The organism is Streptomyces sp. NPDC058307 (assembly GCF_042880295.1).
GTDB lineage: Bacteria > Actinomycetota > Actinomycetes > Streptomycetales > Streptomycetaceae > Streptomyces.
Map to the genome: position 1 here is coordinate 104,271 of NZ_JBHVYZ010000011.1, position 25,766 is coordinate 130,036.

Below are 25,766 nucleotides of genomic sequence, written 5' to 3' on the forward strand. Positions count from 1 at the left end.
GTGCGGTCTACGAACCGACCTTGCGCTTGTTCCACACGTCGAAGCCGACCGCCGCCAACAGGGCCAGGCCCTTGATGACCTGCTGCCAGTCGGTGCCGACGCTGAGGAGGTTCATGCCGTTGTTCAGCACACCGAGGACGAGACCACCGATGATCGCGCCGAGGACGGTTCCCACACCGCCGCTCATGGACGCGCCACCGATGAACGACGAGGCGATCGCCTCGAGTTCGAAGCTCAGGCCCGCCTTCGGGGAGGCCGCGTTCAGGCGGGCCGCGACCACCAGACCCGCCAGGGCCGCGAGCACGCCCATGTTCAGGAAGACAAGGAAGGTGACCTTCTTGTCCTTGACGCCGGACAGCTTCGCGGCCGGCAGGTTGCCGCCGATCGCGTAGATGTGCCGGCCGAAGACCGCGTTGCGCATGACGTAGCCGTAGCCGACCACCAGCACACCGAGGACGAGCAGGATGATCGGCGCGCCCTGGTAGCTGGCGAGCAGCATGGTGACCGCGAGGACCGCCGCGGCGATCGCGACGAGCTTGAGCAGGAAGGCGTTCCTGGGCAGCACGTCCAGCGCGAACTCCTGCTGGCGCTTGCGGTCGCGGACCTCCTGGTAGACCACGAAGGCCAGCAGCGCGAAGCCCAGCAGCAGGGTGATGTTGTGGTAGTTGGTCTCCGGGCCGACCTCCGGCAGGAAGCCGTTGCCGAGCTTCTGCAGCCCGTTCGGGAACGGGCCGAGGGTCTGGCCCTCCAGGAGGATCTCCGTCAGACCGCGGAAGAGCAGCATGCCCGCCAGGGTGACGATGAACGACGGGATGCCGAGATACGCGATCAGATAGCCCTGGACGGCGCCCGCGACCGCGCCCACCACCAGGGTCAGCACCAGCGCGATCGGCCAGGCGATGTCGTGCTGGACCGTCAGTACGGCCGCGAACGCGCCCACGAAGGCGGTCAGTGAGCCGACCGACAGGTCGATGTGCCCCGCGATGATCACCAGCATCATGCCGATCGCGAGGATCAGGATGTAGCTGTTCTGGAGCACCAGGTTGGAGACGTTGCGCGGCAGCAGCAGGTCGCCGTCGGTCCACACCGCGAACAGCACGACGATCAGGCCGAGCGCGATCAGCATGCCGTACTGCCGCATGTTGCGGCGCAGCCCGTTCAGCATCAGCTGGAGCAGGCCCCCGTCGGAGGACGACCCCCCGCCCTTGCCCGGCGGCGCCGCGGCCGGAACCTTCGTCACATCGGTGCTCATCGCGTTACCTCTTTGTCCTTCGTCATCTGGCGCATCAGCACTTCCTGCGTGGCCTCGGCCCGCGGAACCTCACCCGTGAGCCGTCCGGCGGCCATGGTGTAGATGCGGTCGCACATCCCGAGCAGCTCCGGCAGTTCGGAGGAGATGAAGACGACCGCCTTGCCCTCGGCCGCAAGCTGGTCGATGACCGTGTAGATCTCGTACTTGGCGCCCACGTCGATACCGCGCGTGGGCTCGTCCAGGATCAGCACCTCGGGACCCGCGAAGATCCACTTGCTGAGGACGACCTTCTGCTGGTTGCCGCCGGACAGCCTGCCCACCGTCTCGAAGACCGTCGGCGCCTTGATGTTCATGGATTTGCGGAAGCGCTCGGCGACCTTCCGCTCCTCGTGCTCGTTGACGACACCGTGCTTCGCGACCTTGTTCAGAGCGGTCAGCGAGATGTTCCGGTTGATGTTGTCGATGAGGTTGAGGCCGTAGTGCTTGCGGTCCTCGGTGACGTACGCGATGCCGTGCTCGACCGCCTCGGCGACGGACTTCGTACGGATCTCCTTGCCGTCCTTGAAGACCTTGCCGCCCGCGTACCGGCCGTAGGTGCGCCCGAACACGCTCATCGCGAGCTCGGTACGCCCCGCGCCCATCAGGCCCGCGATGCCGACGATCTCCCCGCGCCGCACATGGATCGACACGTCGTCGACGACCTTGCGCTGCTGGTCGATGGGGTGGTGAACGGTCCAGTCGCGGATCTCCAGCGCCGGGGCCGCGTCCACCTCGCCCTCGTAGGGGGTGCGCTCGGGGAAGCGGTTGTCGAGGTCGCGGCCGACCATGCCCGAGATGATCCGGTCCTCGGTGGTCTCCGGGGCCTTCACGTCGAGGGTCTCGATCGACTTCCCGTCGCGGATGATCGTCACCGAGTCGGCGACCTTGCGGATCTCGTTGAGCTTGTGGGAGATGATGATCGAGGTGATGCCCTGCTTCTTCAACTCCAGGATGAGATCCAGGAGTTTGCCGCTGTCCTCGTCGTTGAGAGCCGCGGTCGGCTCGTCGAGGATGAGCAGCTTCACCTTCTTCGAGAGCGCCTTGGCGATCTCCACCAGCTGCTGCTTGCCCACACCGATGTCGGTGATCCGGGTCTCCGGGTGGTCGCTCAGACCCACCCGGCGCAGCAGCTCGGTGGCGTGCTTCAGCGTCTCGTTCCAGTTGATGAACCCGCCGGAGGCGTGTTCGTTGCCGAGGAAGATGTTCTCCGCGATCGACAGGAACGGCACCAGGGCCAGTTCCTGGTGGATGATCACGATGCCGTGCTGCTCGCTCGCCCGGATGTCCTTGAACTGGACGACGTCTCCCTCGAAGAGGATGTCGCCCTCGTACGTGCCGTGCGGATGGACGCCGGAGAGCACCTTCATCAAGGTGGACTTCCCGGCGCCGTTCTCACCGCAGATGGCATGGACCTCGCCCTGACGGACGGTCAGTGTGACGTCCGACAGCGCTTTGACGCCGGGAAAGGTCTTGACGATCGAGCGCATTTCCAGGACGGGTCCCGCCATGGTCGTGCCTTTCAATCAGAGGAATGTGCCGACAGAGCTGACTAGTTGAGCTCGCTGGCCTTGTAGTAGCCGGTGTCGACCAGTTCCTTCGTGTAGTTGCTCTTGTCGACGCTGACCGGCTGCAGCAGGTAGGCCGGGACGACCTTGGAGCCGTTGTCGTACGTCTTGGTGTCGTTGACCTCGGGCTTCTTGCCGTTGAGGACGTCGTCCACCATGGTCGAGGCGACCTCGGCGAGCTTGCGGGTGTCCTTGTAGACGGTCTGCGTCTGCTGACCCGCGATGATCGACTTCACCGAGGCGAGCTCGGCGTCCTGACCGGTGATGACCGGGAGCGGCTTGCTGGCGGAGCCGTAGCCGTCCGACTTCAGCGCGGCGAGGATGCCGATGGAGATGCCGTCGTACGGCGACAGGACCGCGTCGACCTTTCCGCTGCCGTACGTCGAGGTGAGGATGTCCTCCATGCGCTTCTGGGCGGTGGCGCCGTCCCAGCGCAGCGTGGTGACCTGGTTGATCTTGGTCTGGCCGGACTTGACGACGAGCTTCTTGCTGTCGATGTACGGCTGCAGCACGCTCATCGCGCCGCCGAAGAAGTACTTGGTGTTGTTGTCGTCGTTGGAGCCGGCGAACAGCTCGATGTTGAAGGGGCCCTTGCCGCTCTTCAGGCCGAGCTTGTCGACGATGTAGCTGGCCTGGAGCTCACCGACCTTGGTGTTGTCGAACGACGCGTAGTAGTCGACGTTCGACGTGCCGAGGATCAGACGGTCGTAGGCGATGACCGGGATCTTGGCGTCCTTGGCCTGCTGGAGCACGTTGTTCAGCGACTTGTTGTCGATGGCCGCGACGATCAGGCCCTTGACGCCCTGGGTGATCAGGTTCTCGATCTGGGAGACCTGCTGGTCGGGGTCGTCCTCGCCGTAGACCAGCTTGGTCTTGTAGCCCTTGGCCTTGAGGTTCTTGACGACGTTGTTGCCGTCGGCGATCCAGCGCTCGGAGGACTTGGTCGGCATCGCGATGCCGATGGTGCCGCCCTTGGCGCTGCCCGTGCTCTCCGCGCTGCCGCCCTTGCTGTCCTGGCCACAGGCGGTGAGGGTGAGGGCGAGGGAGGCGGCGCCGGCTATGGCGGTGAGTGCGGCTCGACGAGTACGCATGATCATCATCCTTGATGTCGGGAGGCCGGGTGCGGTCCGGCGGTGAGGGTGACTGGGGGCGGTGACTGGGGGCGGTGCGGGGGAGTGACGGGAGAGGTTGGGTCGTGTCGGAGTCTGTGCGACTGCGTCGGGTTTTGTGAAGGGGAGTTGTCCGGAACGTTATGCAGGCGTTTCGAACCGCTGCAGGGCGCCCGGCAGCCGGGAGCCGAGCGGAGCCATGTCCGCATCCGCTCCGTGCCGTGCGAGCAGGTCCAGGGCGAGCCGTCCGCGCCGCACTCTCTCCTTGGCGGTGGACAGTGTGAGATCGCGCATGTGGTGCCCGTACGGGTAGATCCCCGGGGCCTTCGACAGGCCGAACTTCAGATAGATCGGTGCGCCGCGCCGGATCAGCTCGGCGACCTCGTACATCCGAACATAGCCGCCGAGATCGTCGGGAGCCTCGATGTACATGTCCATCGGGGCGGCCGACACCCGCCGGATCTCGGTGAGGTGGTGGAGCGTCAGATCGCTGGGCACGTTGATCGAGTCGCCGCCGAGGTTCTCGTACACGGCGTACGCGGCCGGGTTCACCGGCCCGATCAGCGCCGACACCTTCAGCGTCGTGTCGGCCGGGATGATCCCGGTGCCCCGCGCCCGGTGCAGCGTCCACAGCACACCCTCGTCGGCGACGAGCAGGCACTTCACACCGAGCTCGGTGGCGCGGACGGCGTCCTCGACGCACCCGGCGACCGCGTCGTGGCCCCGGGCACGCAACCCGCCCCCCCGGGAGTCGGTGCGGGCGGAGCCGCCGATGTCCCAGGTGCCGCGGGGGCCGGTGAACAGGCACAGCTCGATGTCACGTTCGGAGGCCGCCTCCACCATCTCGGTGATCTCGGCGTCGGTGAGCATCCATACCCCCGACCCCTGACTGATCCGGTGGATCGGCACATCGAGCCGCGAGGACTCCTTGAGGACCACGCCGAGCGCCTCGGGGCCCTCCACGGAGGGCACCTCGGTACGCCAGCGCCCGCCCCCGGGAAAGGTGTGCGGGGACGCGTCGGAGGGGGCGAGAGCGGGCGCGCTCAGGCCCAGCGCGGCGAGTGCCGGCTCGCCGGGTCGTCGGGCCGCGCTGGCGGTGGTCTCGGTCACAAGCTGTCCTTCTGGTTCGGTATTTCGGACGACATTCGCGGCTCTGGGTACGCAAGGCTTGGGATGTACGCCGGTACGAAGTCGTCAGGTACCTCGTACCGGCGTACGGCTCAGCGGTGTGTCAAGGCCGGAGGAGGACCTTTCCGACCTTCGGGTCACCGGACCCGACCAACTCGATGGCATGAGTGAACTCCTCCAACGGCAACTCGTGCGTGACGAGTGGCAGCGGATCGAGCAACCCGGCCCCGAAGACCCGCACCGTGTGCGCCCAGGCGTCCGGCGGCGCCCCGAACACGGTGTACACCTCCAGCTGCCGTACGACGAGATCGGTGGGGTCGAGTCCGTCGGCGCCCGGGGCCGGGAGGCCGGTGAGGACGAGCCGGCCACCGCGCCTGAGCAGCGCGGCGGCGGTGGTGGCGGCGGACGCGGATCCGGCGGTCTCGATGACGACGTCGAAGTCGTCCGGCAGCTCCTGGTCCCGGGTGCGGAAGTCGGTGGCGCCGAAGGACCCCGCGAGTTCCGCCCGGTCCGGGCGGGTGCCCACCATCAGCAGCTCCGACGGCGAACCCGCCTTCAGGAACTGGACGGCGAACATCCCGAGCGTCCCGGTACCCACCACGGCGACCCGGTCGCCGGGCCGCGCGTTCGCCTTGAGGGCGGCGGCGGCGATGCAGGCGGCGGGTTCCAGGAGCGCGGCCGCCGTCAGGTCGGCGTCGTCCGGGAGGGCGTGCAGCAGCCGGGCCGGCAGGGTGAGCGTGGTGGCCATGGCGCCGGGCTCGGTGAAGCCCGTCTCCTCGTAGCCGGCCGCGCACAGCGTGGTCTGGCCCGCGTGGCAGCGGTCGCAGACCTGGCAGTTCCGGAAGCCCTCACCCACCACCTTGCGGCCGACGAGCGACGTCGGAACTCTGGAGCCCACCGCCTCGACCGTGCCGGACCACTCGTGACCGGGCGTGAGCGGGTAGCGGACGTAGCCCTCGGGCCGGTTGCCCTGGTACACCTCGCGGTCGCTGCCACAGATGCCGACGGCGTGGACGCGGACCAGCGCCTCGCCGGCGTCGGGCTCCCGAGGGGTGTGCTCGACGAGGTGGTGCTCGCCGGGCGCCTCGATGACGACCGCGAGGTTCACTGGGCGGCGCCCTTGGGCTGGCGTCGCTCCCAGCCCTCGGCCCACAGGTCGAACCGGGCCTGCTGCTGCGGGAACTCGGCGGCGGCGTCGACGTCCAGCTCGACCCCGAGGCCGGGGGCGTCGGAGAGGTGGAAGTAGCCGTCCACGACCTGCGGGGCGCCCTTGACGACCTTCTTGATCTCCGCGTCGGCGAAGTCGTTGAAGTGCTCCAGGATCTTGAAGTTCGGCGCCGTGAAGCCGACCTGGAGGGAGGCGGCGGTCAGCACCGGCCCGCCCACGTTGTGGGGCGCCACCAGCACGTAGTGGGTCTCGGCGGTCGCGGCCAGCTTCCGGGTCTCCCAGATGCCGCCGATGTGGCCGACGTCGGGCTGGATGATGTCCACGGCCTGGCTCTCGAAGAGCTCGCGGAACTCGATGCGGTCGTGGATCCGCTCACCCGTGGCGACCGGCATGTCCACCTTGGCGGCGACCTTCTCCAGCGCCTTCAGGTTCTCCGGCGGCACCGGCTCCTCGAGCCAGGCGGGCTTGAAGGGCGCGAGGTCCTTGGCCAGGCGGACCGCCGTGGCGGGGGAGAAGCGGCCGTGCATCTCCAGCATCAGCTCGGCGTCCGGCCCGATGGCGTCACGGACGGCCTCGATGAGCGAGACGGCGTACAGGCTCTGCTCGTGGTCGAGCTCGAAGTGCCCGGTGCCGAAGGGGTCGATCTTGAGCGCCTTGTAGCCGCGCTCCATGACCCCCTGGGCGGCCTTGTGGTAGGCCTCCGGGGTCCGCTCGGTGGTGTACCAGCCGTTGGCGTACGCCTTGACCTTGTCGGTGACCTTGCCGCCGAGCAGCTGCCAGACCGGAACGCCCAGGGCCTTGCCCTTGATGTCCCAGCAGGCCATCTCGATCACAGCGATACCGGACATCACGATCTCGCCGGCCCGGCCGTAGTCGCCGTACTTCATACGCTTGACGAGGTCCTCGACAGCGAACGGGTCCGACCCGAGAATGTGGTTGGTCTTCGCCTCGTGCAGATAGCCGAGCAGAGCATCGGTGTGGCCCAGCATGCGGGTCTCGCCGACTCCGGTCAGTCCCTCGTCGGTGTGCACCTGGACGTAGGTCAGGTTCCGCCATGGCGTCCCGACCACGTGCGTGCTGATTCCCGTGATGCGCACGTCAACTGCTCCCTAGACTTTCAAGCTGTTCGAAATTTCGGCTCACGTTCGAAATGCTGACACGACCGTAAAGACGACGTGGTCGGAGTGTCAATGGGTCGGATGGTCGAAGGCGTAACGGTTTCAATGTGACCGCCCACATGCCCGCACATGGCGGGTGTGCGGCCGCATGAAACCACCCAGCTCCTCGACTCCTGCAGGTTGTCGCGTTATTCAACCGTGACGACACTTCCCGCTGCAGCCCTCTTGACCGGCGGGAATTGTTAGCGCTCACAATGACCTCCGCACACACCGATCGGTGCCCACCGGCATCCAAGGAGGCACGAGGTTGTCCGGAACCGCGGAGTGACCCGGTCGGCGCGGAATCGTCCACCACGACACAAGACCTGCCCACAAGCGATCGCCAAGGAGGTGCGGCCGTGAACCACGTACAGCTCCGACCGCCCACCATGGCCGATGTGGCACGCCTGGCCGGGGTGTCCCACCAGACCGTCTCCCGTGTCCTGGGGAATCACCCCAACGTGCGGGACGAGACGCGTGCCAGGGTGCAGCGGGCGATCGAGGAGATGGGCTACCGCCGCAACTCCTCGGCACGGGCCCTGGTGACCCGGCGCACCCGGACTCTGGGGGTGGTCGCCTCCAACACCACCCTCTACGGACCGGCCAGCACGCTGTTCGCGCTGGAGGAGGCGGCGCGCGCCGAGGGGTACACGGTCTCGACGGTCAGTCTGCGCAAGCTCGCGGTGGAGACTCTCTCCGAGGCCCTGGACCACCTCAGTGAGGGCGGGGTGGAGGGGGTGATCGCCCTCGCTCCGCAGCGGTCGGCGGTCGAGGCCCTCGCCGAACTCCGCCGTCCCTTCCCGGTGGTGACCGTGGGGACCGGCTCCGGCGCGGAGATCCCCAGCGTCAACGTGGATCAGTTGCTGGGCGGGCGGCTGGCCACTCGTCATCTGCTGGCCGCCGGCCACCGCACGGTCTGGCATCTCGCCGGACCCGAGGCCTGGCAGGAGGCGGCCGACCGGGCCGCCGGCTGGCGGGCGACCCTCGAAGCGGCGGGCATCGAGCCGCCGCTGCCGCTGCGGGGAGACTGGAGTCCGCTGTCGGGCTATCGTGCGGGCCAGCAACTGGCCGGCTGGGTGGGCCGTGGACTGACCGCCGTCTTCGTCGCCAACGACCAGATGGCGCTGGGGGTGTTGCGGGCGCTGCGTGAGGCGGGCGTACGCACTCCCCAGGACGTCGCGGTGGTCGGCTTCGACGACATCCCGGAATCGGAGTTCTTCGCTCCACCGCTCACCACCGTCCGGCAGGACTTCGCGACGGTGGGCAAGCGGAGCATCGCCCTGCTGCTGGATCTCATCGAAGGCCGGGAGCCCTCCGGGGCGCCCGGAGTCGTCATCGAACCCCAACTCGTCGTCCGGGCCAGCACGGCCCCCGACTGACGCGGCACCAGAAGCATGAACCGGCAACATTCGCACACCAGTGTGACCGGTATTTCGAATAATGATCGACAGGCTGGACGCAGTGCGATCGGTCCTGGCTCTTCAAAGGAGAAGAACATGCTCAACAGAAGGAACTTCCTCACTGCGGCGATCGGCGTGGCGGCGGCGGGCACCCTGGCGGCCTGCGCCAAGGACGACAAGGGGTCCAGCACCTCCGCCGACGGCAGCAAGGCGATCACCCTCGGCTTCTCCCAGGTCGGCTCCGAGAGCGGCTGGCGCAGCGCCAACACCGACTCGGTGAAGGCCGCGGCCAAGGAGGCGGGTTACAACCTGAAGTTCTCCGACGCCCAGCAGAAGCAGGAGAACCAGATCTCCGCCATCCGCAGCTACATCGCGCAGAAGGTGGACGTCATAGCCTTCTCCCCGGTCGTCGTCACCGGCTGGGACGCGGTGCTCAAGGAGGCCAAGGCCGCGAAGATCCCGGTGGTCCTCACCGACCGTTCCGTCGAGACCTCCGACGAGTCCCTGTACGTGACCCTGGTCGGCTCCGACTTCACCGCCGAGGGCCGCCGCGCCGGCAAGATCCTGGAGAAGGTCCTGGAGAAGGCCGGCCACAAGGGCCCGGTGAAGATCGCCCAGCTGGAGGGCACCACCGGCGCCGCCCCGGCGATCGAGCGCGCCAAGGGCTTCAAGGAGGTCATGGACGCCGACCACAAGGACGACTGGAAGATCGTCGTCAGCCAGACCGGTGACTTCACCCGCGCCGGCGGCAAGCAGGTCATGGCGGCCTTCCTCACGTCCAACCCGGACATCGACGTCCTCTTCGCGCACAACGACGACATGGCCATCGGCGCCATCCAGTCCATCGAGGCGGCGGGCAAGAAGCCCGGCAAGGACATCCTGATCGTCTCGATCGACGGCGTGAAGGACGGCTTCGTGGCCATGTCCGAGGGCAAGATCAACGCCATCGTCGAGTGCAACCCGCTGCTCGGCCCGCAGCTGATGGACACCGTGAAGAAGGTCAAGAACGGCGAGAAGGTCGAGCGCTGGATCAAGACCAAGGAGGGCGACTTCATGCAGGACCAGGCCAAGGCCGCGCTCCCCAGCCGCAAGTACTGACGGACCGCGGTACCGACCGACCGCAGTACCGACCGACCGCACCCACCGCAGGGGAGCCTCCGGCAGGCCGAGCACACCTCGGCTCAAGGAGGCTCCCCGCGGGCCGTGAACGAGATTCGACGAATCCATGAGGAGCGCTGCCATGGCAGAGCCGCAGCCCGTCCTGGAGATGACGGGCATAGTCAAAGAGTTTCCAGGGGTAAGGGCTCTGTCGGGCGTCGACTTCCGGCTCTTCCCCGGCGAGATCCACGCCCTGATGGGCGAGAACGGGGCAGGGAAGTCCACCCTGATCAAGGTGCTGACCGGCGTCTACTCCCTGGACGGCGGCAGCATCACCCTCGACGGCAAGGCCGTGCGGATCGACAGCCCGCTGCAGGCGCAGCAGGCCGGCATCAGCACGGTCTACCAGGAGGTCAACCTCTGCCCCAACCTGTCGGTGGCGGAGAACATCTTCATCGGACGGGAACCCACCCGCGCGGGCCGCATCCAGTGGAAGCGCATGCGCAAGGAGGCGGCGGAGCTCGTCGACCGCCTCGGCCTCGACATCGACGTCACCGCGCCGCTGTCCTCGTACCCCCTCGCGGTGCAGCAACTGGTCGCGATCGTACGGTCGGTGGGCACCGGCGACAGTGACGGCGAGGGCTCCGGCACCAAGGTCCTGGTCCTGGACGAGCCGACCTCCAGCCTCGACCGTGACGAGGTCCTCGAACTGTTCCGCCTGATGCGGCAGTTGAGGGACGAGGGCGTGGCGATCCTCTTCGTCTCCCACTTCCTCGACCAGATCTACGAGATCTGCGACCGCATGACCATCCTCCGCAACGGCACCCTGGTCGGCGAGCACATGGTCCGCGACCTCGACCAGGTCGGGCTGATCGAGCTGATGATCGGCAAGGCCCTGGACCAGCTGGAGGAGCTCCACGACCAGCAACTCCACGCGGACGTGGGCGAGTCGCTGCTGAAGGCGGAGGGCCTCGGCAGGACCGGTGGCATCGCCCCCTTCGACCTGGACATCAAGAAGGGCGAGGTCGTCGGCCTCGCGGGACTGCTCGGCTCCGGCCGCACCGAACTGGCCCGGCTGCTCTTCGGCGCCGACCAGCCGGACAGCGGCACGTTGACCATCGGTGGCAAGCAGGTCTCCCTGAGCGCCCCGAACGACGCCATCGGCGCCGGGGTCGCGTTCTGCTCGGAGAACCGCAAGACCGAGGGCCTGGTACCGGATCTGACGGTCCGTGAGAACATCATTCTCGCCCTGCAGGCGGCCCGCGGCTGGACCCGGCCCATCCCCACCGCGCAGCGCGACGAACTCGTCGCCAAGTACATCAAGGCGCTGGACATCCGCCCCGCCAACCCCGAAGCCAGGGTCGGCCAGTTGAGCGGCGGAAACCAGCAGAAGGTGCTTCTCGCCCGCTGGCTGATCACCCAGCCGAAGCTGCTCATCCTGGACGAGCCGACGCGCGGCATCGACATCGGCGCCAAGACGGAGATCCAGAAGCTGGTGGTCTCCCTCTCCGAGGACGGCATGTCCGTGCTCTACATCGCGGCCGAGCTGGAGGAGGTCCTCCGCCTCAGCCACACCATCGGGGTGCTGCGCGACCGCAAGCTGGTGGCACAGCTCACCAACGGGCCCGAGATCACCCCCAGCAAGATCCTCGAGACCATCGCGAGCGGAGCACACCAGTGACCACCACCCCCCGCTGGCGAGCTCTGACGCGCCATCACCTGTTCTGGCCGGTCGCGGTCCTGGTGGCCCTGCTGCTCGTCAACGTCCCCTTCACGCCCGACTTCTTCGCGATCCACATGACGAACGGCCACCTCTACGGCAGCCTCGTCTCGATCGTGCTGTTCGGCTCGCCCCTGATCCTGGTGGCGGTCGGCATGACCCTGGTCATCGCCACCGGCGGCATCGACCTCTCGGTCGGCGCCGTGGTCGCCATCACCGGGGCCCTCACCTGTTCCTACATCAGCGACCAGGCCGACCAGGGCGCCCTGTCCTCGGTGCTGCTCGCGATGGGCCTCGGCCTGATCGCGGCGGTGGTCTGCGGCCTGTGGAACGGCTTCCTCGTCGCCAGGATGGGCATCCAGCCCATCATCGCGACCCTCATCATCATGGTCGCCGGCCGCGGTGTCGCCCAGCTGATCACCGACGGCCAGATCATCACCATCAACAGCGAGCCGTACAAGCTCATCGGCGGCGGCTACTGGCTGACGCTGCCCTTCTCCATCTTCGTGGTGGCCGCGGTCGTGGCCGTCACCGTCCTGCTGACCCGCCGCACCGCCCTCGGTCTGCTCGTCGAGTCGGTGGGCGGCAACGCCGAGGCCAGCCGTCTGGTGGGCATCCGGTCGATGCGCATCAAGATCATGGTCTACGTGTTCTGCGCGGTGTGCGCGGGCATCGCGGGCCTGATGATCAGCTCCAACACCTCGGCCGCGGACGGCAACAACGCCGGCCTGTGGATCGAACTCGACGCGATCCTCGCCGTCGTCATCGGCGGCACCTCGCTGCTCGGCGGACGCTTCTCCATCGGCGGCACGGTCATCGGCGCCCTGGTCATCCAGACCCTCACGACGACGATCTACACCATCGGCGTTCCAACCCAGACCAACCTGGTCTTCAAGGCGGCCGTCGTCATCGTCGTGTGCCTGCTCCAGTCCCCGAAGTTCCGCGCCAAGGTCTTCGGCGCCCGCGCGAAGGCCGCGGGCCCGGCAGCGCCCGCCGCGGCCGCCGAGCCCGCCGACCCAGCTCCCAAGATGGAGGTGTCGTGATGAGTACGACCACCAGGACTCCCGCGACACCGGGCGCGCCGGAGCGCCGTACGACGTCCAGGTCCGCCCGCCTGCTCGGCGACCGGCGGCTGCCCGTCCTGGTCACGGCCGCCCTGTTCCTCGTGATGTACATCGCCGGCCTCAGCCGCTACCAGAACTACGGCTTCGGCGACTCGCAGGTGTTCCTCAACCTGTTCATCGACAACGGCTATCTGCTGGTCGCCGCCGTCGGGGCCACCTTCGTCATCATGTCGGGCGGCATCGACCTGTCGGTGGGCTCGGTGATCGGCTTCACGACGATGCTCACGGCGTGGCTGGTACAGGACGTGGGCCTGCCCCTGCTCCTGGTGATCCCCATATCCCTGGCTGTGGGAGCGTTCGGCGGCTTCCTCATGGGCTATGTGATCCACAACTTCGAGATCCAGCCGTTCATCGTGACGCTCGCCGGTCTCTTCCTCTTCCGGGGCCTGTGCCTGGTCATCAGCAAGGAGTCGATCGCCATCGACGACTCCGAGGTGAGCAGCCTCGCCCAGACGCGAGTGCCGCTGGGCGTGGGGGACTTGTCGATCGGCGCCGTCGTGGCCCTGGTCGTCCTGGCCGCGGCCTTCTACGTCCTGCACTACACCCGTTTCGGACGCCGGGTGTACGCCATCGGCGGCAACGAGCAGTCGGCCCTGCTGATGGGCCTCCCGCTGGGCGGCACGAAGATCGCGGTCTACACGATGAGCGGCTTCTGCTCGGCGTTGGCCGGCCTGCTCTTCATGCTCTACATCCAGTCCGGTGACCCGCTGCACGCCGTGGGCATGGAACTCGACGCGATCGCCGCGGTGGTCATCGGCGGCACCCTGCTGACGGGTGGCTCCGGCTATGTCCTGGGCACCCTCTTCGGCGTCCTCGTCCTCGGCCTGATCAAGAGCATCATCCAGTTCGAGGGCACGCTCAGCTCCTGGTGGACGAAGATCGCCACCGGTGTGCTGCTCTGCGCGTTCATCCTGATCCAGCGGGTGATGACGGCCCGTAGGAAAACCTGAGCCGACGGGGAACCGGCGATGTCGGTTTCGATGCGATGGGAGTGGAACATCCTCGACTGCCGCGCCGGAACAGCCGGTTCCCCACACAACCTTCACGACTGGCTCTAGGAACGCCACCGGTCCGGAACTTAATCTTCCCGCGTCATGGACTTCTGCCTCCCGTGCCGACGGCACCTCAACGGCGCCCTCGCCTGCCCGGGGTGCGGCACCCCGGCCCACCAACTGCACGCGTACGACGGCGCCGGATACGCGGTTGCATACGGGAGCCAGGGCGCGGACATGGCGTACGGGACCCCTCAAGTGGCCGCCTCGTACGAGAGCGGTCAGGGGAGTGCCGCATACGGCGACCAGGCCGAGGCCGGGGAGCCTCATGACGGGGTCGAGCGGCCGGAGGCGGCCCCGGCGGCCGAGGCGACGGCCGAACCCGTGGGCGGCGGCCGGGCGGTGCGGCGACGCGCGCGAGGCCGTGGTGGCCGGGCCGCGCAGGCGCACGAGGCTCCCGAGGACCACGACGACGCCGACGAGTTCGAGGACGACGAGGACCCCGACGGTTTCGCGGGCGGGGCGAGCCGGCGCGACCGCAAAGCCGCAGCGCACCGCCGGCGTCGTCGCCGGACCCTCCTGATCGCCGCCGGCTTCGTGCTCGCGGCCGGCGGTCTGAGCCTCGCCGAACTGGGCCTGGACGCCCCGGGATCGTCCCCCAAGCCGGCTGCGGCGGGCGGGGAGTCCGCCGACGGCGGCACCTCCCCGGAGGCGAGTGCGTCGGCGTCGACGGAGGCCGGCTCCGGAGGAGTCGTCCCCTCGAACTCGCCTTCCCCCTCCGGTTCCGAGTCCCCGTCACCCTCCGCGTCCAAGAGCGAGGAGGCCGACGCGAGCAAGAGCCCCGACGCCCAGTCGGAGCCCACCAGGGCTGCCGGCGCGTCGACCCCCGCCGCCACCCCGACGTCCACGAGCGGCGGCTCGGCCCCCACGGCCACCCCCACCACCGCGGCGCCGAGCCCGGCCCCGAGCCCGACGCAGTGCGACCGCTTCCTGTGGTGGTGCACGTGAGTCATTCGCTCACGTAGAAAACCGCGTCACTCCTACGCGTCCCGCATCCGCCGCAGCAGATCCCGCAGTGACTCCCGCTCCCCGTGGGACAGCCCGGCCAGCGGCTCCCGGGCGAACCGCAGACCCTCGCGCAGGTCCCGGGCCACCTGGACCCCCGCCTCCGTCGCCGCCGCCACCTTCACCCGCCGGTCCGCGGGGTCGGGCCGCCGCTCCACAAGGCCGCGTGTCTCCAGCCGGTCCACTATCCCGGTGACGTTCGACGGCTCGCACTTCAGTTTCTGGGCCAGCTTGCGCATGGGCAGCGGCTCCAGGGACAGCAGACTCAGCAGCCGCGCCTGCGCTCCGGTGAGGGCGTGTTCCGCGGCCGCGTCCTCGTAATCCGAGTAGAAGCGGGCCACCACGTCCCCGATGAGCTCCACGACTTCCATGGTCAGCGCGTCGGGCCGGGTTCGGTGAGGAGTGGGCATGGGTTCCAGGGTACCCCTTTACTTGACAACCTGAAATATTCAGAGGCATGGTTGTTTCAGGTACTGAAGTAAAATGGAAAGGTCCAGGCATCATGATCAACCGCGAATGGCACCTCCTGTCCCGCCCGGTCGGCTGGCCCAAGCCGGAGGACTTCGCCCTGGTCGAAGCCGAGGTCCCGACCCCCGGTGAGGGCCAGGTGCTGGTCCGGAACAAGTACCTCTCCGTCGACCCGTACATGCGCGGCCGCATGAGCGCCGCGAAGTCGTACACCGCGCCCTTCGAGCTCGGCAAGGTCATGCAGGGCGGCGCGGTCGGCGAGGTCGTGGAGTCCAACGCCGAGGGCATCGCCGTCGGCGACCACGTCCTGCACTTCTTCGGCTGGCGCGAGTACGCGGTCGTACGCGCGGAGAACGCCGTCAAGGTCGACGCGGACGCCGCGCCCCTGTCGACCTACCTCGGCGTCCTCGGCATGACCGGCCTCACCGCCTACGCCGGTCTCCTGCGCACCGCCTCCTTCAAGGAGGGCGACTCGGTCTTCGTCTCCGGCGCCGCGGGTGCCGTCGGCAGCCAGGTCGGCCAGATCGCCAAGCTCAAGGGCGCCTCCCGGGTCATCGGCTCGGCCGGCTCGGACGAGAAGGTCAAGCTGCTCGTCGAGGAGTACGGCTTCGACGCGGCCTTCAACTACAAGAACGGCAAGGTCAGCGACCAGCTGCGGGAAGCCGCCCCGGACGGCGTCGACGTCTACTTCGACAACGTCGGCGGCGACCACCTGGAGGCCGCCATCGGCTCCCTCAACCAGGGTGGCCGGATCGCGGTCTGCGGCATGATCTCCGTCTACAACAACACCGAGGCCGCCCCCGGCCCGCGCAACCTCGCCCGTCTGATCCAGACCCGCGGCCGCATCGAGGGCTTCCTGGTCGGCGACCACTACGACCTCCAGCCGGAGTTCGTCTCCGAGATCGGCCCGTGGGTGGCGTCCGGGCAGCTCAAGTACCGCGAGACGGTCGTCGAGGGCATCGAGAACAACCTGGAGGCGTTCCTCGGGGTCCTGCGCGGCGACAACACCGGAAAGATGATCGTCAAGCTCTGACTCTGTGACCCCCTGTGCTGGATTTCCGGCATGCGGTAACTTCTTTCCGGATTCTGCCGTCGATCGTGGGCGCGAGTCGCGGCGGACCGAGGAGGAAGACAACCGCATGCCGGAAATCCAGCAGTCCGACGTCCTGTACACCGCCGTCGCCATCGCCGAGAACGGCCGCGAGGGCCGGGTCGCCACCGACGACGGCAGGCTCGACGTGGTCGTCGCCCCACCCAAGGAGATGGGCGGCAGCGGCAACGGCACCAACCCCGAACAGCTCTTCGCCGCCGGTTACAGCGCCTGCTTCCAGGGCGCCCTCGGCGTCGTCGCCCGCCAGGAGAAGGCCGACATCTCCGGCTCGACGGTCACCGCGAAGGTCGGCATCGGCAAGAACGCCGACGGCTTCGGACTGATCGTCGAGATCTCGGCGACCCTCCCGCACCTCGACGCGGTCACGGCCCGGTCCCTCCTCGAGAAGGCCCACCAGGTCTGCCCGTACTCGAAGGCGACCCGCGGGAACATCTCCGTGACCCTCGCCTGACGGAGCTCGTTGGTCGTACAGACGGAGGCGGCACCCCTGGACGTGGGGTGCCGCCTCCGTTCATGCCCTGCGGCTCACACGGCAAGAGCCGCCTGATGTACGACTCCCACGAACCGCTCGTTCTCCGGCGCCGCCCCTCCCGGGAACGCCATCCTGCGGCGGGTGTACCCGTAGGCCAGACCGCTGCGGGGGTCGGCGAAGGCCTGGGAGCCCCCGGCGCCGCTGTGGCCGAAGGAACCGGCGCCCAGGAAGGGGTGCCACATGTCGGCCGTGGCCTGGAAGCCCAGGCCGTAGGACTTGTGCGCACGGGTCACCAGGTCGTAGCCCACGGAGTGGATCTGGCCCACCTCCGCGATGGTGTCCGGCTTCAACAGGGGCGGCCGGTCGGCGACTTCGCTGATCGCCGCCGCGTACATCCCGGCCAGGCCCTGCGCGGCGGCCACTCCACCCGCCGACGCCGGGCCTTTCGCGCGTACCGCACGGGAGTTGGCGTGATCCATCAGGCCCTCCGGCTCCGGCACCTGCTGGTTGAAGGCGATCGCGGTCAGGGTGTGCGGACCCGCCGGCGCCGCGTCCAGCAGGGCCTGCTGCTCGGCGGTCGGGGCCATCGGCTGCACGGAGCGGTACCGGGGCTCCAGGGCCTCGGGCAGCCCCAGGTGGAAGTCCAGCCCGTACGGCGCCCGGATCCGCTCCTCGTACACCTCCTGGAGCGAACGGCCCGTCGCCCGCCGTACGATCTCACCGGTGAGCGCGCCGATCACGAGCGCGTGGTAGCCGAAGGCCGTGCCGGGGCGCCAGAACGGCTTCTGGTCCGCGAGCCGTTCCGCCATCGCCCGGTCGTCCGCCAGCTCCTGCGCGGAGAACCCGGCGTCCAGGCCCACCACCCCGGCCCGGTGCGCCAGCAGCTCCCGCAGCGTCAGCTGGCCCTTGCCCTCGGCGCCGAACTCCGGCCAGTAGTAGGTGACTTTGCGGTCCAGTTCCAGCGTGCCCTCCTGGACGAGGAGCGCGACCACCAGATGGGCGGCACCCTTGGTCGACGAGAACACGCCGTACAGGGAGTCCGGTCCGACGCCCTCACCGGCCCACAGGTCGACGACCCGCCTGCCGTGCACAAAAGCGCTCAACTGCCCCTCGTAGTCGGGCCGTTCGCCCGCCACGAAAGCGGCGAACTCCTCGCGCACCGCCTCGAAGCCGTCCGCGACGGTGCCGTGGATCTCCTGCGTCATCCGCTCTCCTCAACCTCAGCCGCTGCTCGTGTGTGCCATGGTGAACAATGCCCGCCCGACCTGGGCGAACTCCCCCTTCGGATGGTCCCGGAAGAGGGGCTCGGTGCCGAACAGGACGGCTCGCGGGCTACTGACGACCGAGGCCCGCCCGGCCGCGGCGGCGGGACCGCCCGAGCCGTCGGGCAGGGACCGCCAGTGCCCGGAGACCAGCGGGTTCCCGGTGGTGTACGACTGCTCGACCCGGACCCCCGGCCCGAGGCCGGTGAACCAGACCGGCGCGTAGACGAAGCCGAAGTCCGGCGCCCCGGCCGTCACCGGGCCCGAATTCAGCACGCGCACCACGCCGTTGGCGTCCCCGTTGCCCTCCACCGGCTTCGCGGCGAGCAGCCCCGTGTCCGCGCTCAGCCCGGCCCCGACGACCCCGCGCCCGACGAGCCCGTGCCCGGCACCGAGGAAGGCGTCCAGGGCGCTGCGGGCGCCGCTGGTGAGGGCGTCGCGGTCCAGCCCCGCCGACACGAACAGCACGTCCACCGACGACCAGTCGAAGCCGGCGTTCAGTACGGCCGTCGAGACCGGGGTGACCTCGAAGTTCATCTCCCGCAGCGCGAACAGCTCGCCGGGGGTCACGGCGGCGGCCACCCGGGTGCGGCGCAACTCGGCCGTTCCCTTCTGTCTCGTCGCCTCGAAGACCACGTCGTAGGTGCGAGCGGCCTCGGCGGCCAGGGCACGCGCCGACGCGGGCACGATCGCGCTGCCGTCGGCGGCCCGTCGTACCGAAACGCCTCGCTGGAGGAGGGAGTTGAGCGCCGCGATCTCCTGCGGGTCGGTCAGCCGCAGCCGCAGGTCGCCGCGCGGGGCGACGTGACCGGCGTGGGCGGCGGCCCGGACCCGCGTCAGGGGCGCACCGGCCAGGCTCCCGGACGTCACCGGTGTGACCGTCGCGCCCCACAGCCGGCCCAGGCTCCAGCCCGAGATGTCGTACATCACGGAGACCTTGTCGCTGATGTCCCTGCCGTCCGCGAGCAGCACGTTCGCCAAGCCCCGCTTCGGCTGGCGCATGTCGACGACGTAGGAGCCCTTCGGATACGTCCGTCCGCCGAGCCGGAACTGACGGCTCGCGCGGCTGACGCGGACGTCGTTGGCGAGGAGGTGGTCGACCAGACGGGCGGCGGCGGTGTCGGTCGTACCGGCCGGAATCACGTACGCACGCGGGAAGCCGGTCGTGTACACGTCCTCCGGGCCGATGCCCGGCACCCCGGGGACCGTCTCCGCGGACACCGGCACCTGAGCGGCCCCCGCAGCCCCGCGCCGGAACACCTCGATCTGGTCGGCGATCAGCGAACTCCGCTTGTTCCGGACGAAGTCGAGTGTCGCCCTGATGGCCGCGCCCGTCACCGCCGTGTTGACCGCGGACCGGCGCCGCAGTTCCGCCACGGGCAGGCTGTCGTAGAGGGAGTTGTTGACGGCCAGCGGGATCTCGACCGTGTGCGCGGCGACCGCGCCGTGGAAGGCCGCGTACTGCGGGGTGAAGATCGGCGGCCAGTCGTCCCAGCCCTCCTCCTGGTCCCGGAAGGGGATCTGCGCGGGCTCGACACCGTCCTTGGCGGGGGTGTAACCGAGGCCGTTGACGGCGGCCTCCATGCCGAGCGCGTTGGCGTAGGTGTTCTTCAGGAAGAGGTCGTACTCGTAGTTCTCGCCGTGCGGGGGAGTGGTGGGCTCGATGAGCGTGCCGTTGACGTACCCGTGCAGATCGAGCATCACGGCCGGCTGCTTGTCGATCTCGATCTGCCGCATCGCCCGCGTCTCGGGCTGCGAGGCGGTCACGAAGTCCCGGTTCAGGTCGAAGCCGTTGGCGTTCGCCCGGGTTCCGGCGATACGGCCGTCGGGGTTCGCGGTGATGTTGAAGTACAGGCGGGAATGGTCGAGAAGGTCCTTGGTGCGGACGTCCTTGGCCGTCGCGAGCTGCTCGATCAACTTCAGGGAGGCGTCCGTGCCCTCCCACTCGTTGCCGTGGATGTTGTTGTTGAAGAAGACCGGCGCCTTGTAATCCGCCTTGATCTCCCTCGACTTGGCGGCGGTCGCGGGCGCGTTCTCGATGAGCTCGCGCATCCGCTCCTGGGCGCGGGCCCGGGCGGTGGTCTCCGGGGAGGTCACGGTGACGAGGTAGAGCCGGTGCCCGCCCGCCGAACGCCCGGCGACCTCCACGCTCACCCGGTCGCCCAGCCGCTGCAGGGCGTTCAGCCTCGGCGCGATCGCATGGTACGGCGTGAGACCCAGCTTGACGGACTTGTCCGCGGCGTTGACGGGATCGGGGGTGAGGACCTGCTCGCGGGGATAGCCGCGGGTGGTGTCCGTGAAGCCGGTGGTCGGGGCGGTGAGCGCTCGTCGGGTGGCGCTCTCCGGGGCCCGGGCCGGGCCCTGGTCGCCGGCGCTCTCGCGGATCGGGGGTTCGGGGTCCGCGGTCGCGCTGTCGGGGGTGAGCAGCAGTGCGCTCGTGAGGGCGATGAGCAGCACGGGTCTCGCAGGAACGGTTCTCGTGGTGTGCACGCGTACCTCCTCCTGGGCTTCCTGAGATCGGTACGGCGAGATGTACCTGTTCGACTCAACCGCAACAAGAGGGAGTTCGTGGCGCTGATGCCCCGGATGGCGCAACTCGGGTGTCCGGGCCGGGCACAAGGCCGTCTCCGCAGTTCCGGAGGCACCCGATAGGGTGCGGGACATGCGTGATCTCGGGGCGGGGTTCCACTATCTCCTGAAGGGCCAGCGGTGGGTGGCCCGGCACGGCAAGCAGTACGGCTTCGGACTGGTCCCGGGCCTGATCACCCTGGTGCTGTACGTGGCGGCACTGGTGGCCCTGGCGACCTGGGGCGAGGACGGGGTGTCCTGGGCGACACCCTTCGCCGACGACTGGTCGAGCCCGTGGCAGGGCCTGTTCCGGGGCTTCCTCACGGCGGTCCTGTTCGCGTTGGCCCTCCTGCTCGCGGTCCTGACCTTCACGGCGGTCACCCTCCTCATAGGCCAGCCCTTCTACGAGAACCTCTCCGAGAAGGTCGACCGGGACGTCTCCCCGGACGGCACGGCCCCCGAGTCCGGTCTGCCCCTCTGGCGCGAGCTGTGGATCTCGGCGAGGGACAGCCTGCGCATCGTGATCCGGGCCGCGCTGTGGGCGGTCCTGCTCTTCGCCCTGGGTTTCGTCCCCCTCGTCGGCCAGACGGTGGTCCCGGTGCTCGGCTTCTTCGTGACGGGCTTCTTCCTCACCGAGGAACTGACCGCGGTCGCCCTCCAACGCCGAGGCGTGGACCTCCGGGCCCGCCTGACCCTCCTGCGTTCCCGCAAGACCCTCGTCTGGGGCTTCGGCACCCCGCTCGCCCTGGCCTTCGTGGTCCCCTTCGTCGCGGTGTTCCTGATGCCGGGCGCGGTGGCGGGGGCCACGCTGATGGCACGGGACCTGCTGGAGGAGGAGACACGGGACGGGGCGGAGGAGCCGGAGGGGTCCGACGAGTCCGACGACGCGTCCGTGTCCGGTGAGCTCGGAACCTGAGACGACGGTCCGCCCGGCGACCGTGCCGGACGCGGACGCCGTCTTCCGCCTCCTCGGCGACTTCGCCACCACCTATCGCCCCGACCCGGACCGCTTCACGACCGTCACGTTTCCCGAGGCCCTCCGCGCCGCCGCCGAGGGCCGCGCCGAGTTCCTGGTGGCGGACCGGAACACCCAGGTGATCGGCTACGCCTACGCGGCCCGGATGCCGACCCTGTTCGCGGGCGGCACGGTCCTCGAACTCCTCGAACTCGCCGTGGACACGCCCCTGCGCGGCCGCGGCACGGGCTCCCGGCTCGTCCGGGCCATGCAGGACCGCGCGCGGCACGCCCAGGACGTGGAGATGACCGTGCCGACACGCAGGGCGGCCGACTTCTACCGCCGCCTGGACTTCACGGAGACGGCGACCTACCTCAAGTGGCCTTCTCCACCGCGACCGTCACAATCCCCCGCACCTGCGCGATGATGTCCAGCCGGTTGCGCACGAACCCCGGGTCGGTCACCGTCCCCGTCGCCGGGTCCGTGTTCCCCGCCCCGAACTCCAGCACCGGGGTGTGCACATGGCCGCCCGGCAGTACGTCGTGCAGCCCCAGCCGGTCCCGCAGCAGCGTGACCCGGTACGCGATCTCGTTGGAGAGATAGTCCCCGCCGCCCCCGGCCCGCGCGGAGGACCCCGGTGTGGGTCCGTCCGGCCGCACGACAGGCCCGGTCCCGCCCGCGGGGATCTCGGTCACGCTCGTGTGGTCGTAGACGGGGAATCGCCCGGTGTCCGCGTCCACGATCGCCTTGTACGGCAGTGTCGTGGTCGTCCACTGAGGCTGCGAGCCCGGATCGGAATCGGGCACCACCCCCGTCACCCCGACGTTGTCGTTGTCCGCGAACCCGCCCCGCCAGGCCCCGTTGGTCCGCTCGACGTCGAACCGCCCGACCCGCCCCTGACTCACGGTCGTGAAGAGGTCCACCCGCTTCAGATACGGCCGCAGCGCCCGCTCCACGGTCCCGTCCGTGAAGTCCTGCCACCGCACCGGGAACACGACGGTCTCCACCCGCGCGGGCCCGTTCGCCGTCCGGATCACCGTCCCGTCGAGCGCGAGCGCACTGGCCCCGGACGGGTTCGAGATCCGTATGTCCCGGTCCAGCGTGAACGGATCGAACCCGGTGACGAGCACCCGCTTCAGCCGGTGACCACCGGCGTACCGCACGGATGTCTGTCCCCGCGAGGTCCGCTCCAACTCGTCGAGCAGAGCGGTCCGTTGCGCGGCCGACAACCCGAACGGCGCCTCCCAGGTGCGCACTTCACGTGTCATCGCCAACCGCGCCCAGTACAGCGGCCGGTCGTCGTCCCGGCTCAGATCCCCGCCGGCCGGCCCCCGCCCCTGCGCCCGGTCGACGGCCCGCTTCCACAGCGCGGACCCCTGCCGCACGACGACCTTCCGCGCCTCCGCGTAGGAACGCGCCGACCCGAGCGCCCGCGTGAAGCGCGGCGGCACGGCGTCGAATCCGGACCGTTCGAGGATCTCCCGAGGCACGGCCTGATCGAGCCGCCGCTCCTCCACCGTGGGCGAGGGCGCGTCCGTGGCCGCCGCCGGACTCACCGGGGCCGCCGACCCCGCCAGCAGGGCCAGTCCGAGAATGCCGATCCGAACACGTAGGGGGCTCAAGGGAGTTCAGGTCCTTCCGTCGCTGTGGGGCGCGAGTGGTGCCGGACGACGGCAGTATCGCGTGACGGAAGTGGTCTACGCCATGGGGGGCGACGTGCGGGGAATCCGCCCCGCCGCCTCGCGCAGTGCTCCCACGAACGCCTCAACGGCCGGTGAGGGTGACCGCCCCCGTGGTGTCGCCGCGTACACGGCTCGCGCTGGAGCCCCTTCGTCGAGCACCGGGAGAAGTATGACGTCGGGCCGTACGGCCTGCGCGGCGAGCGCCGGGACCAGCGTCACGCCGAGTCCGGCGGCGACGTAGCCCTGCTTGGCGGTCCACTCGCCGACGACATGCGCGATCCGCGGCCGGAAGCCCTGCCGCAGGGCCGCGTCGAGCAGCGTGCCCTCGGGCCGCGGGCTCCCGGAGATCCAGTCGGCGTCCGCGAGCCGGCCCAGCCGACGGGACCGGCGCCCACCAGCGGGTGGCCGGCCGGGACGGCGACGTAGAGCGACTCGTCGAGCAGATGGCGCAGTTCGTACGCCGACAGCTGCGCCCCGCCGGTCGTGGAGACGACCGCGAGATCCAGCCGTCCCCCGGTGAGCCGGTCCAGCAAGGACGGCGTGAGCCCCTCCTCGCGGGCGACCCGCACGCCCGGATGGCGGGTGCGGAAGGCGCCGAGGGCGTGCGGGACCAGTGCCGCGTCCGCCGTCGGGAACGCGCCGAACCGCAGCCGCCCGCCCGCCACTTCACGCAGTGCCGCCAGCTCGCGCGCCGCCCCGTGCAGCGCCCCGGTGACGGTCTGCGCGTACGGCACGAGCACCCGCCCCGCCTCCGTCAGCCGGACGCCCCGCGGCAGCCGGTCGAACAGCGGCGCCCCGCCCAACGCCCCCTCCAGCGAGGAGATCTGCCGGGACACCGCGGACTGCGTCCAGCCGAGCGTGCGCGCGGCCACGGTGAACGACTCGTGCCGGGCGACCTCCAGGAAGACCCGCAGCCAGACGGTGGCCAGGTCGGGAGGGAGGTCCGTGCGATGCGGGTTCGGCATGGCAGCCATGCTGGACATTCGCTTGTCGCACCGCAAGGGCGGGCCTAGCGTCGACGGCATGCGGATCACCCTGGACAACCCCGTCGGAGCGCCCCAGCCCCTGAGCCCCTACTACTCCCAGGTCGCCCGCGTCGACCAGGCCGACGGCAGCGCCCTGTTGTTCCTCTCCGGCCAGATCGCCGAGGGCGCCACGCTCGCCGAACAGTCCCGGGGCGTCTTCGAGGCCCTCGCCGCGCTGCTGGCGGCGCACGGGGCGAGCCTGGCCGACGTCATCAACATCCGTACCTACCTCACGGACATCTCCGAGCTGGCGCAGTACGGCGCCGTACGGCGGGAGTTCCTCACCGGCACCCCGCCCACCAGCATGACCTTCGAGGTGTCCCGGCTCTTCCGCCCCGAGGCGCGGATCGAGGTCGAGGTCGTGGCAGCGGTGCCGGCGGCCGGGTGATACTGCCGCCCATGAAGGCAGCCAACTCGGGTGTTCTCTTCCTCATCGAGCTCGGCGCCCTGGCGGGTGCCGCGTACTGGGGTTTCACCCAGGACGTCGGCGCGTCCTGGCTGCTGGGCCTCGCCGCACCCGCCGTACTCGTCGCCCTGTGGGCGCTGTTCGGCTCACCGCGCGCGAAGTACAAGACCAGGGGCGCCGGCCGCGTCGGCTTCGAGGTGTTCTGGTTCGGGGCGGGAGCGCTCGGCCTCTTCGCCGCCGGAGCCCACGTCTGGGCGTTCGCCCTCGCCGTCGTCTGCGTGGTGAGCAAGACACTTGCCGTCGCCTGGAGGCAGTGACCCTCACTCCGCCGGCTCGCCCAGCAGTCGCAGGAAGTCCCGGAACGCCCCCGGCATGTCCACCGACTCCGGGTCCAGCAGCCACTGGTACTGCAGGCCGTCCATGACCGCGACCAGCAGCGGCGCGGCGCGTTCCGGGCTCAGGCCGTTCGGGAGGCGGTCGCCGTACTCCGTGCGAAGGGCCACCGCCATCGACGCGCGCACCCGGGAGTAGCGGTCGGTGAAGTACTCCCGCGCCGGATGCCCCTCCGTCACACTCTCGCCGAGCAGCGCCGAGAAGGTCTGGATGATGCCGGGCCGCATCGCGTTGTACTCGACGAGTGAGGCGAGCAGGTCGACGCGCCAGCTGCCGTTCGGCACCGCGTCCCACTTGTCCCGCTCCTCCAGCACCGCCACCAGCAGCGCGTCCTTCGTCGGGAAGTGGTGCAGCAGCCCCTGCTGGGTCAGGCCCACCCGCTCGGCCACCGCGGCCAGGCTCGCGCCCCGGTAACCGCGCTCGGCGATCACCTCCAGGGCCGCCCGGACGATCTCGGCCCGGCGTTCCTCGCTTCTGGTCCTGGCGCTCATGGCGTCACCGTACGACATCCCGAGAAGCTGAATGTAACAGCCGGATAACGAAACCTACCGCTCGCCAGGTAATCGATGCACGATGAGAGGACCCGCACGGACTTCAACGAGGAGGC

The 25,766-nt window shown here is 69.5% G+C and carries 23 protein-coding genes and 1 pseudogene; 12 read left to right on the top strand and 12 right to left on the bottom strand.

The features are described 5' to 3' along the window. Positions 1-7: 7 nt before the first annotated feature. From mmsB to ACFVYN_RS11105, 6 genes are all read right to left on the bottom strand, one after another. Positions 8-1,252: a multiple monosaccharide ABC transporter permease gene (mmsB, locus tag ACFVYN_RS11080; RefSeq protein ID WP_389995726.1), complete on the bottom strand. Its 1,245-nt coding sequence runs from the start codon at positions 1,250-1,252 to the stop codon at positions 8-10. Beyond that, on the bottom strand, positions 1,249-2,799 hold the full coding sequence (gene mmsA, locus ACFVYN_RS11085; RefSeq protein WP_389995728.1) for a multiple monosaccharide ABC transporter ATP-binding protein: 1,551 nt from the start codon (positions 2,797-2,799) through the stop codon (positions 1,249-1,251). Before mmsA ends, mmsB begins: the two co-directional genes overlap by 4 nt. A gap of 41 nt (positions 2,800-2,840) precedes the next feature. Beyond that, a complete protein-coding gene (chvE, locus tag ACFVYN_RS11090; protein ID WP_389995730.1) occupies positions 2,841-3,947 on the bottom strand; it encodes a multiple monosaccharide ABC transporter substrate-binding protein in 1,107 nt (368 codons plus the stop codon). Positions 3,948-4,106: 159 nt separating this feature from the next. After that, positions 4,107-5,075: a hypothetical protein gene (locus ACFVYN_RS11095; RefSeq protein ID WP_389995732.1), complete on the bottom strand. Its 969-nt coding sequence runs from the start codon at positions 5,073-5,075 to the stop codon at positions 4,107-4,109. Between the two features lie 121 nt (positions 5,076-5,196). After that, complete coding sequence (locus ACFVYN_RS11100; RefSeq protein ID WP_389995735.1) at positions 5,197-6,201, bottom strand: zinc-binding dehydrogenase; 1,005 nt, start codon at positions 6,199-6,201, stop codon at positions 5,197-5,199. Next, positions 6,198-7,358 carry a mandelate racemase/muconate lactonizing enzyme family protein gene (locus tag ACFVYN_RS11105; protein WP_389995737.1) on the bottom strand — a complete coding sequence of 387 codons (1,161 nt, stop codon included), beginning with the start codon at positions 7,356-7,358 and terminating at the stop codon, positions 6,198-6,200. Before ACFVYN_RS11105 ends, ACFVYN_RS11100 begins: the two co-directional genes overlap by 4 nt. Positions 7,359-7,777: 419 nt before the next feature. Here ACFVYN_RS11105 and ACFVYN_RS11110 point away from each other — a divergent pair, with 419 nt between their 5' ends. The 6 genes from ACFVYN_RS11110 to ACFVYN_RS11135 all read left to right on the top strand — a co-directional run bounded on the left by ACFVYN_RS11110 (position 7,778) and on the right by ACFVYN_RS11135 (position 14,760). Continuing rightward, the gene (locus ACFVYN_RS11110) at positions 7,778-8,797 is read left to right on the top strand and encodes a LacI family DNA-binding transcriptional regulator (protein WP_389995740.1); all 1,020 of its coding nucleotides are present in this window, start codon (positions 7,778-7,780) and stop codon (positions 8,795-8,797) included. Positions 8,798-8,914: 117 nt separating this feature from the next. Further along, positions 8,915-9,916, top strand: coding sequence for an ABC transporter substrate-binding protein (locus ACFVYN_RS11115; RefSeq protein WP_389995742.1), 1,002 nt, complete (start codon positions 8,915-8,917; stop codon positions 9,914-9,916). Positions 9,917-10,058: 142 nt separating this feature from the next. Continuing rightward, positions 10,059-11,597, top strand: a complete 1,539-nt coding sequence (locus ACFVYN_RS11120) for a sugar ABC transporter ATP-binding protein (RefSeq protein WP_389995744.1) — start codon at positions 10,059-10,061, stop codon at positions 11,595-11,597. Next, positions 11,594-12,679, top strand: coding sequence for an ABC transporter permease (locus ACFVYN_RS11125; RefSeq protein WP_389995747.1), 1,086 nt, complete (start codon positions 11,594-11,596; stop codon positions 12,677-12,679). The genes ACFVYN_RS11120 and ACFVYN_RS11125 overlap by 4 nt, the downstream gene beginning before the upstream one ends. After that, on the top strand, positions 12,679-13,710 hold the full coding sequence (yjfF, locus tag ACFVYN_RS11130) for a galactofuranose ABC transporter, permease protein YjfF (RefSeq protein WP_389995749.1): 1,032 nt from the start codon (positions 12,679-12,681) through the stop codon (positions 13,708-13,710). Before ACFVYN_RS11125 ends, yjfF begins: the two co-directional genes overlap by 1 nt. A gap of 144 nt (positions 13,711-13,854) precedes the next feature. Next, on the top strand, positions 13,855-14,760 hold the full coding sequence (locus tag ACFVYN_RS11135; protein ID WP_389995752.1) for a hypothetical protein: 906 nt from the start codon (positions 13,855-13,857) through the stop codon (positions 14,758-14,760). Between the two features lie 32 nt (positions 14,761-14,792). On the opposite strand, the gene ACFVYN_RS11140 is transcribed toward ACFVYN_RS11135, so the two are convergent. After that, complete coding sequence (locus ACFVYN_RS11140; RefSeq protein WP_389995755.1) at positions 14,793-15,227, bottom strand: MarR family winged helix-turn-helix transcriptional regulator; 435 nt, start codon at positions 15,225-15,227, stop codon at positions 14,793-14,795. A 92-nt stretch (positions 15,228-15,319) separates the two neighbouring features. Between ACFVYN_RS11140 and ACFVYN_RS11145 the strand changes: the two genes are divergently transcribed. Both ACFVYN_RS11145 and ACFVYN_RS11150 read left to right on the top strand, forming a co-directional pair. Beyond that, positions 15,320-16,318, top strand: a complete 999-nt coding sequence (locus ACFVYN_RS11145) for an NADP-dependent oxidoreductase (RefSeq protein WP_389995758.1) — start codon at positions 15,320-15,322, stop codon at positions 16,316-16,318. A gap of 106 nt (positions 16,319-16,424) precedes the next feature. After that, the gene (locus ACFVYN_RS11150; protein ID WP_389995761.1) at positions 16,425-16,847 is read left to right on the top strand and encodes an organic hydroperoxide resistance protein; all 423 of its coding nucleotides are present in this window, start codon (positions 16,425-16,427) and stop codon (positions 16,845-16,847) included. A gap of 74 nt (positions 16,848-16,921) precedes the next feature. Here the strand turns inward: ACFVYN_RS11150 and ACFVYN_RS11155 are convergent, their stop codons facing one another. Together ACFVYN_RS11155 and ACFVYN_RS11160 are read right to left on the bottom strand one after the other, a co-directional pair. Then, on the bottom strand, positions 16,922-18,073 hold the full coding sequence (locus ACFVYN_RS11155; protein WP_389995764.1) for a serine hydrolase domain-containing protein: 1,152 nt from the start codon (positions 18,071-18,073) through the stop codon (positions 16,922-16,924). A gap of 15 nt (positions 18,074-18,088) precedes the next feature. After that, positions 18,089-20,620: a M14 family zinc carboxypeptidase gene (locus ACFVYN_RS11160; protein ID WP_389995766.1), complete on the bottom strand. Its 2,532-nt coding sequence runs from the start codon at positions 20,618-20,620 to the stop codon at positions 18,089-18,091. 172 nt (positions 20,621-20,792) lie between these two features. Here ACFVYN_RS11160 and ACFVYN_RS11165 point away from each other — a divergent pair, with 172 nt between their 5' ends. Beyond that, a complete protein-coding gene (locus ACFVYN_RS11165; protein ID WP_389995769.1) occupies positions 20,793-21,614 on the top strand; it encodes an EI24 domain-containing protein in 822 nt (273 codons plus the stop codon). Then, positions 21,598-22,080: a GNAT family N-acetyltransferase gene (locus ACFVYN_RS11170; RefSeq protein WP_389995772.1), complete on the top strand. Its 483-nt coding sequence runs from the start codon at positions 21,598-21,600 to the stop codon at positions 22,078-22,080. Before ACFVYN_RS11165 ends, ACFVYN_RS11170 begins: the two co-directional genes overlap by 17 nt. Here the strand turns inward: ACFVYN_RS11170 and ACFVYN_RS11175 are convergent. Both ACFVYN_RS11175 and ACFVYN_RS11180 read right to left on the bottom strand, forming a co-directional pair. Next, positions 22,028-23,275 (bottom strand): pyroglutamyl peptidase, encoded by a 1,248-nt coding sequence (locus tag ACFVYN_RS11175; protein ID WP_389995775.1) that lies wholly within the window; start codon positions 23,273-23,275, stop codon positions 22,028-22,030. The genes ACFVYN_RS11170 and ACFVYN_RS11175 overlap by 53 nt on opposite strands. 75 nt (positions 23,276-23,350) lie before the next feature. Continuing rightward, positions 23,351-24,360, bottom strand: a pseudogene (locus tag ACFVYN_RS11180) (LysR family transcriptional regulator). Between ACFVYN_RS11180 and ACFVYN_RS11185 the strand changes: the two are divergent. Then, on the top strand, positions 24,359-24,748 hold the full coding sequence (locus ACFVYN_RS11185; RefSeq protein WP_389995778.1) for a RidA family protein: 390 nt from the start codon (positions 24,359-24,361) through the stop codon (positions 24,746-24,748). The pseudogene ACFVYN_RS11180 and the gene ACFVYN_RS11185 sit on opposite strands and share 2 nt — an antisense overlap. An 11-nt stretch (positions 24,749-24,759) precedes the next feature. Beyond that, positions 24,760-25,083, top strand: a complete 324-nt coding sequence (locus tag ACFVYN_RS11190) for a YrdB family protein (RefSeq protein WP_389995781.1) — start codon at positions 24,760-24,762, stop codon at positions 25,081-25,083. A 3-nt stretch (positions 25,084-25,086) separates the two neighbouring features. On the opposite strand, the gene ACFVYN_RS11195 is transcribed toward ACFVYN_RS11190, so the two are convergent. Continuing rightward, positions 25,087-25,668, bottom strand: a complete 582-nt coding sequence (locus ACFVYN_RS11195) for a TetR/AcrR family transcriptional regulator (protein WP_389995784.1) — start codon at positions 25,666-25,668, stop codon at positions 25,087-25,089. Positions 25,669-25,766: the final 98 nt, after the last annotated feature.

Coding starts and splice junctions, on each gene's coding strand:
- ACFVYN_RS11140 (WP_389995755.1), bottom strand. CDS start 15,227: ATGCCCACTCCTCACCGAACCCGGCCCGACGCGCTGACCATGGAAGTC.
- mmsB (WP_389995726.1), bottom strand. CDS start 1,252: ATGAGCACCGATGTGACGAAGGTTCCGGCCGCGGCGCCGCCGGGCAAG.
- mmsA (WP_389995728.1), bottom strand. CDS start 2,799: ATGGCGGGACCCGTCCTGGAAATGCGCTCGATCGTCAAGACCTTTCCC.
- ACFVYN_RS11165 (WP_389995769.1), top strand. CDS start 20,793: ATGCGTGATCTCGGGGCGGGGTTCCACTATCTCCTGAAGGGCCAGCGG.
- ACFVYN_RS11135 (WP_389995752.1), top strand. CDS start 13,855: ATGGACTTCTGCCTCCCGTGCCGACGGCACCTCAACGGCGCCCTCGCC.
- ACFVYN_RS11115 (WP_389995742.1), top strand. CDS start 8,915: ATGCTCAACAGAAGGAACTTCCTCACTGCGGCGATCGGCGTGGCGGCG.
- ACFVYN_RS11190 (WP_389995781.1), top strand. CDS start 24,760: ATGAAGGCAGCCAACTCGGGTGTTCTCTTCCTCATCGAGCTCGGCGCC.
- yjfF (WP_389995749.1), top strand. CDS start 12,679: ATGAGTACGACCACCAGGACTCCCGCGACACCGGGCGCGCCGGAGCGC.
- ACFVYN_RS11120 (WP_389995744.1), top strand. CDS start 10,059: ATGGCAGAGCCGCAGCCCGTCCTGGAGATGACGGGCATAGTCAAAGAG.
- ACFVYN_RS11145 (WP_389995758.1), top strand. CDS start 15,320: ATGATCAACCGCGAATGGCACCTCCTGTCCCGCCCGGTCGGCTGGCCC.
- ACFVYN_RS11185 (WP_389995778.1), top strand. CDS start 24,359: ATGCGGATCACCCTGGACAACCCCGTCGGAGCGCCCCAGCCCCTGAGC.
- ACFVYN_RS11150 (WP_389995761.1), top strand. CDS start 16,425: ATGCCGGAAATCCAGCAGTCCGACGTCCTGTACACCGCCGTCGCCATC.
- ACFVYN_RS11155 (WP_389995764.1), bottom strand. CDS start 18,073: ATGACGCAGGAGATCCACGGCACCGTCGCGGACGGCTTCGAGGCGGTG.
- ACFVYN_RS11195 (WP_389995784.1), bottom strand. CDS start 25,668: ATGTCGTACGGTGACGCCATGAGCGCCAGGACCAGAAGCGAGGAACGC.
- chvE (WP_389995730.1), bottom strand. CDS start 3,947: ATGCGTACTCGTCGAGCCGCACTCACCGCCATAGCCGGCGCCGCCTCC.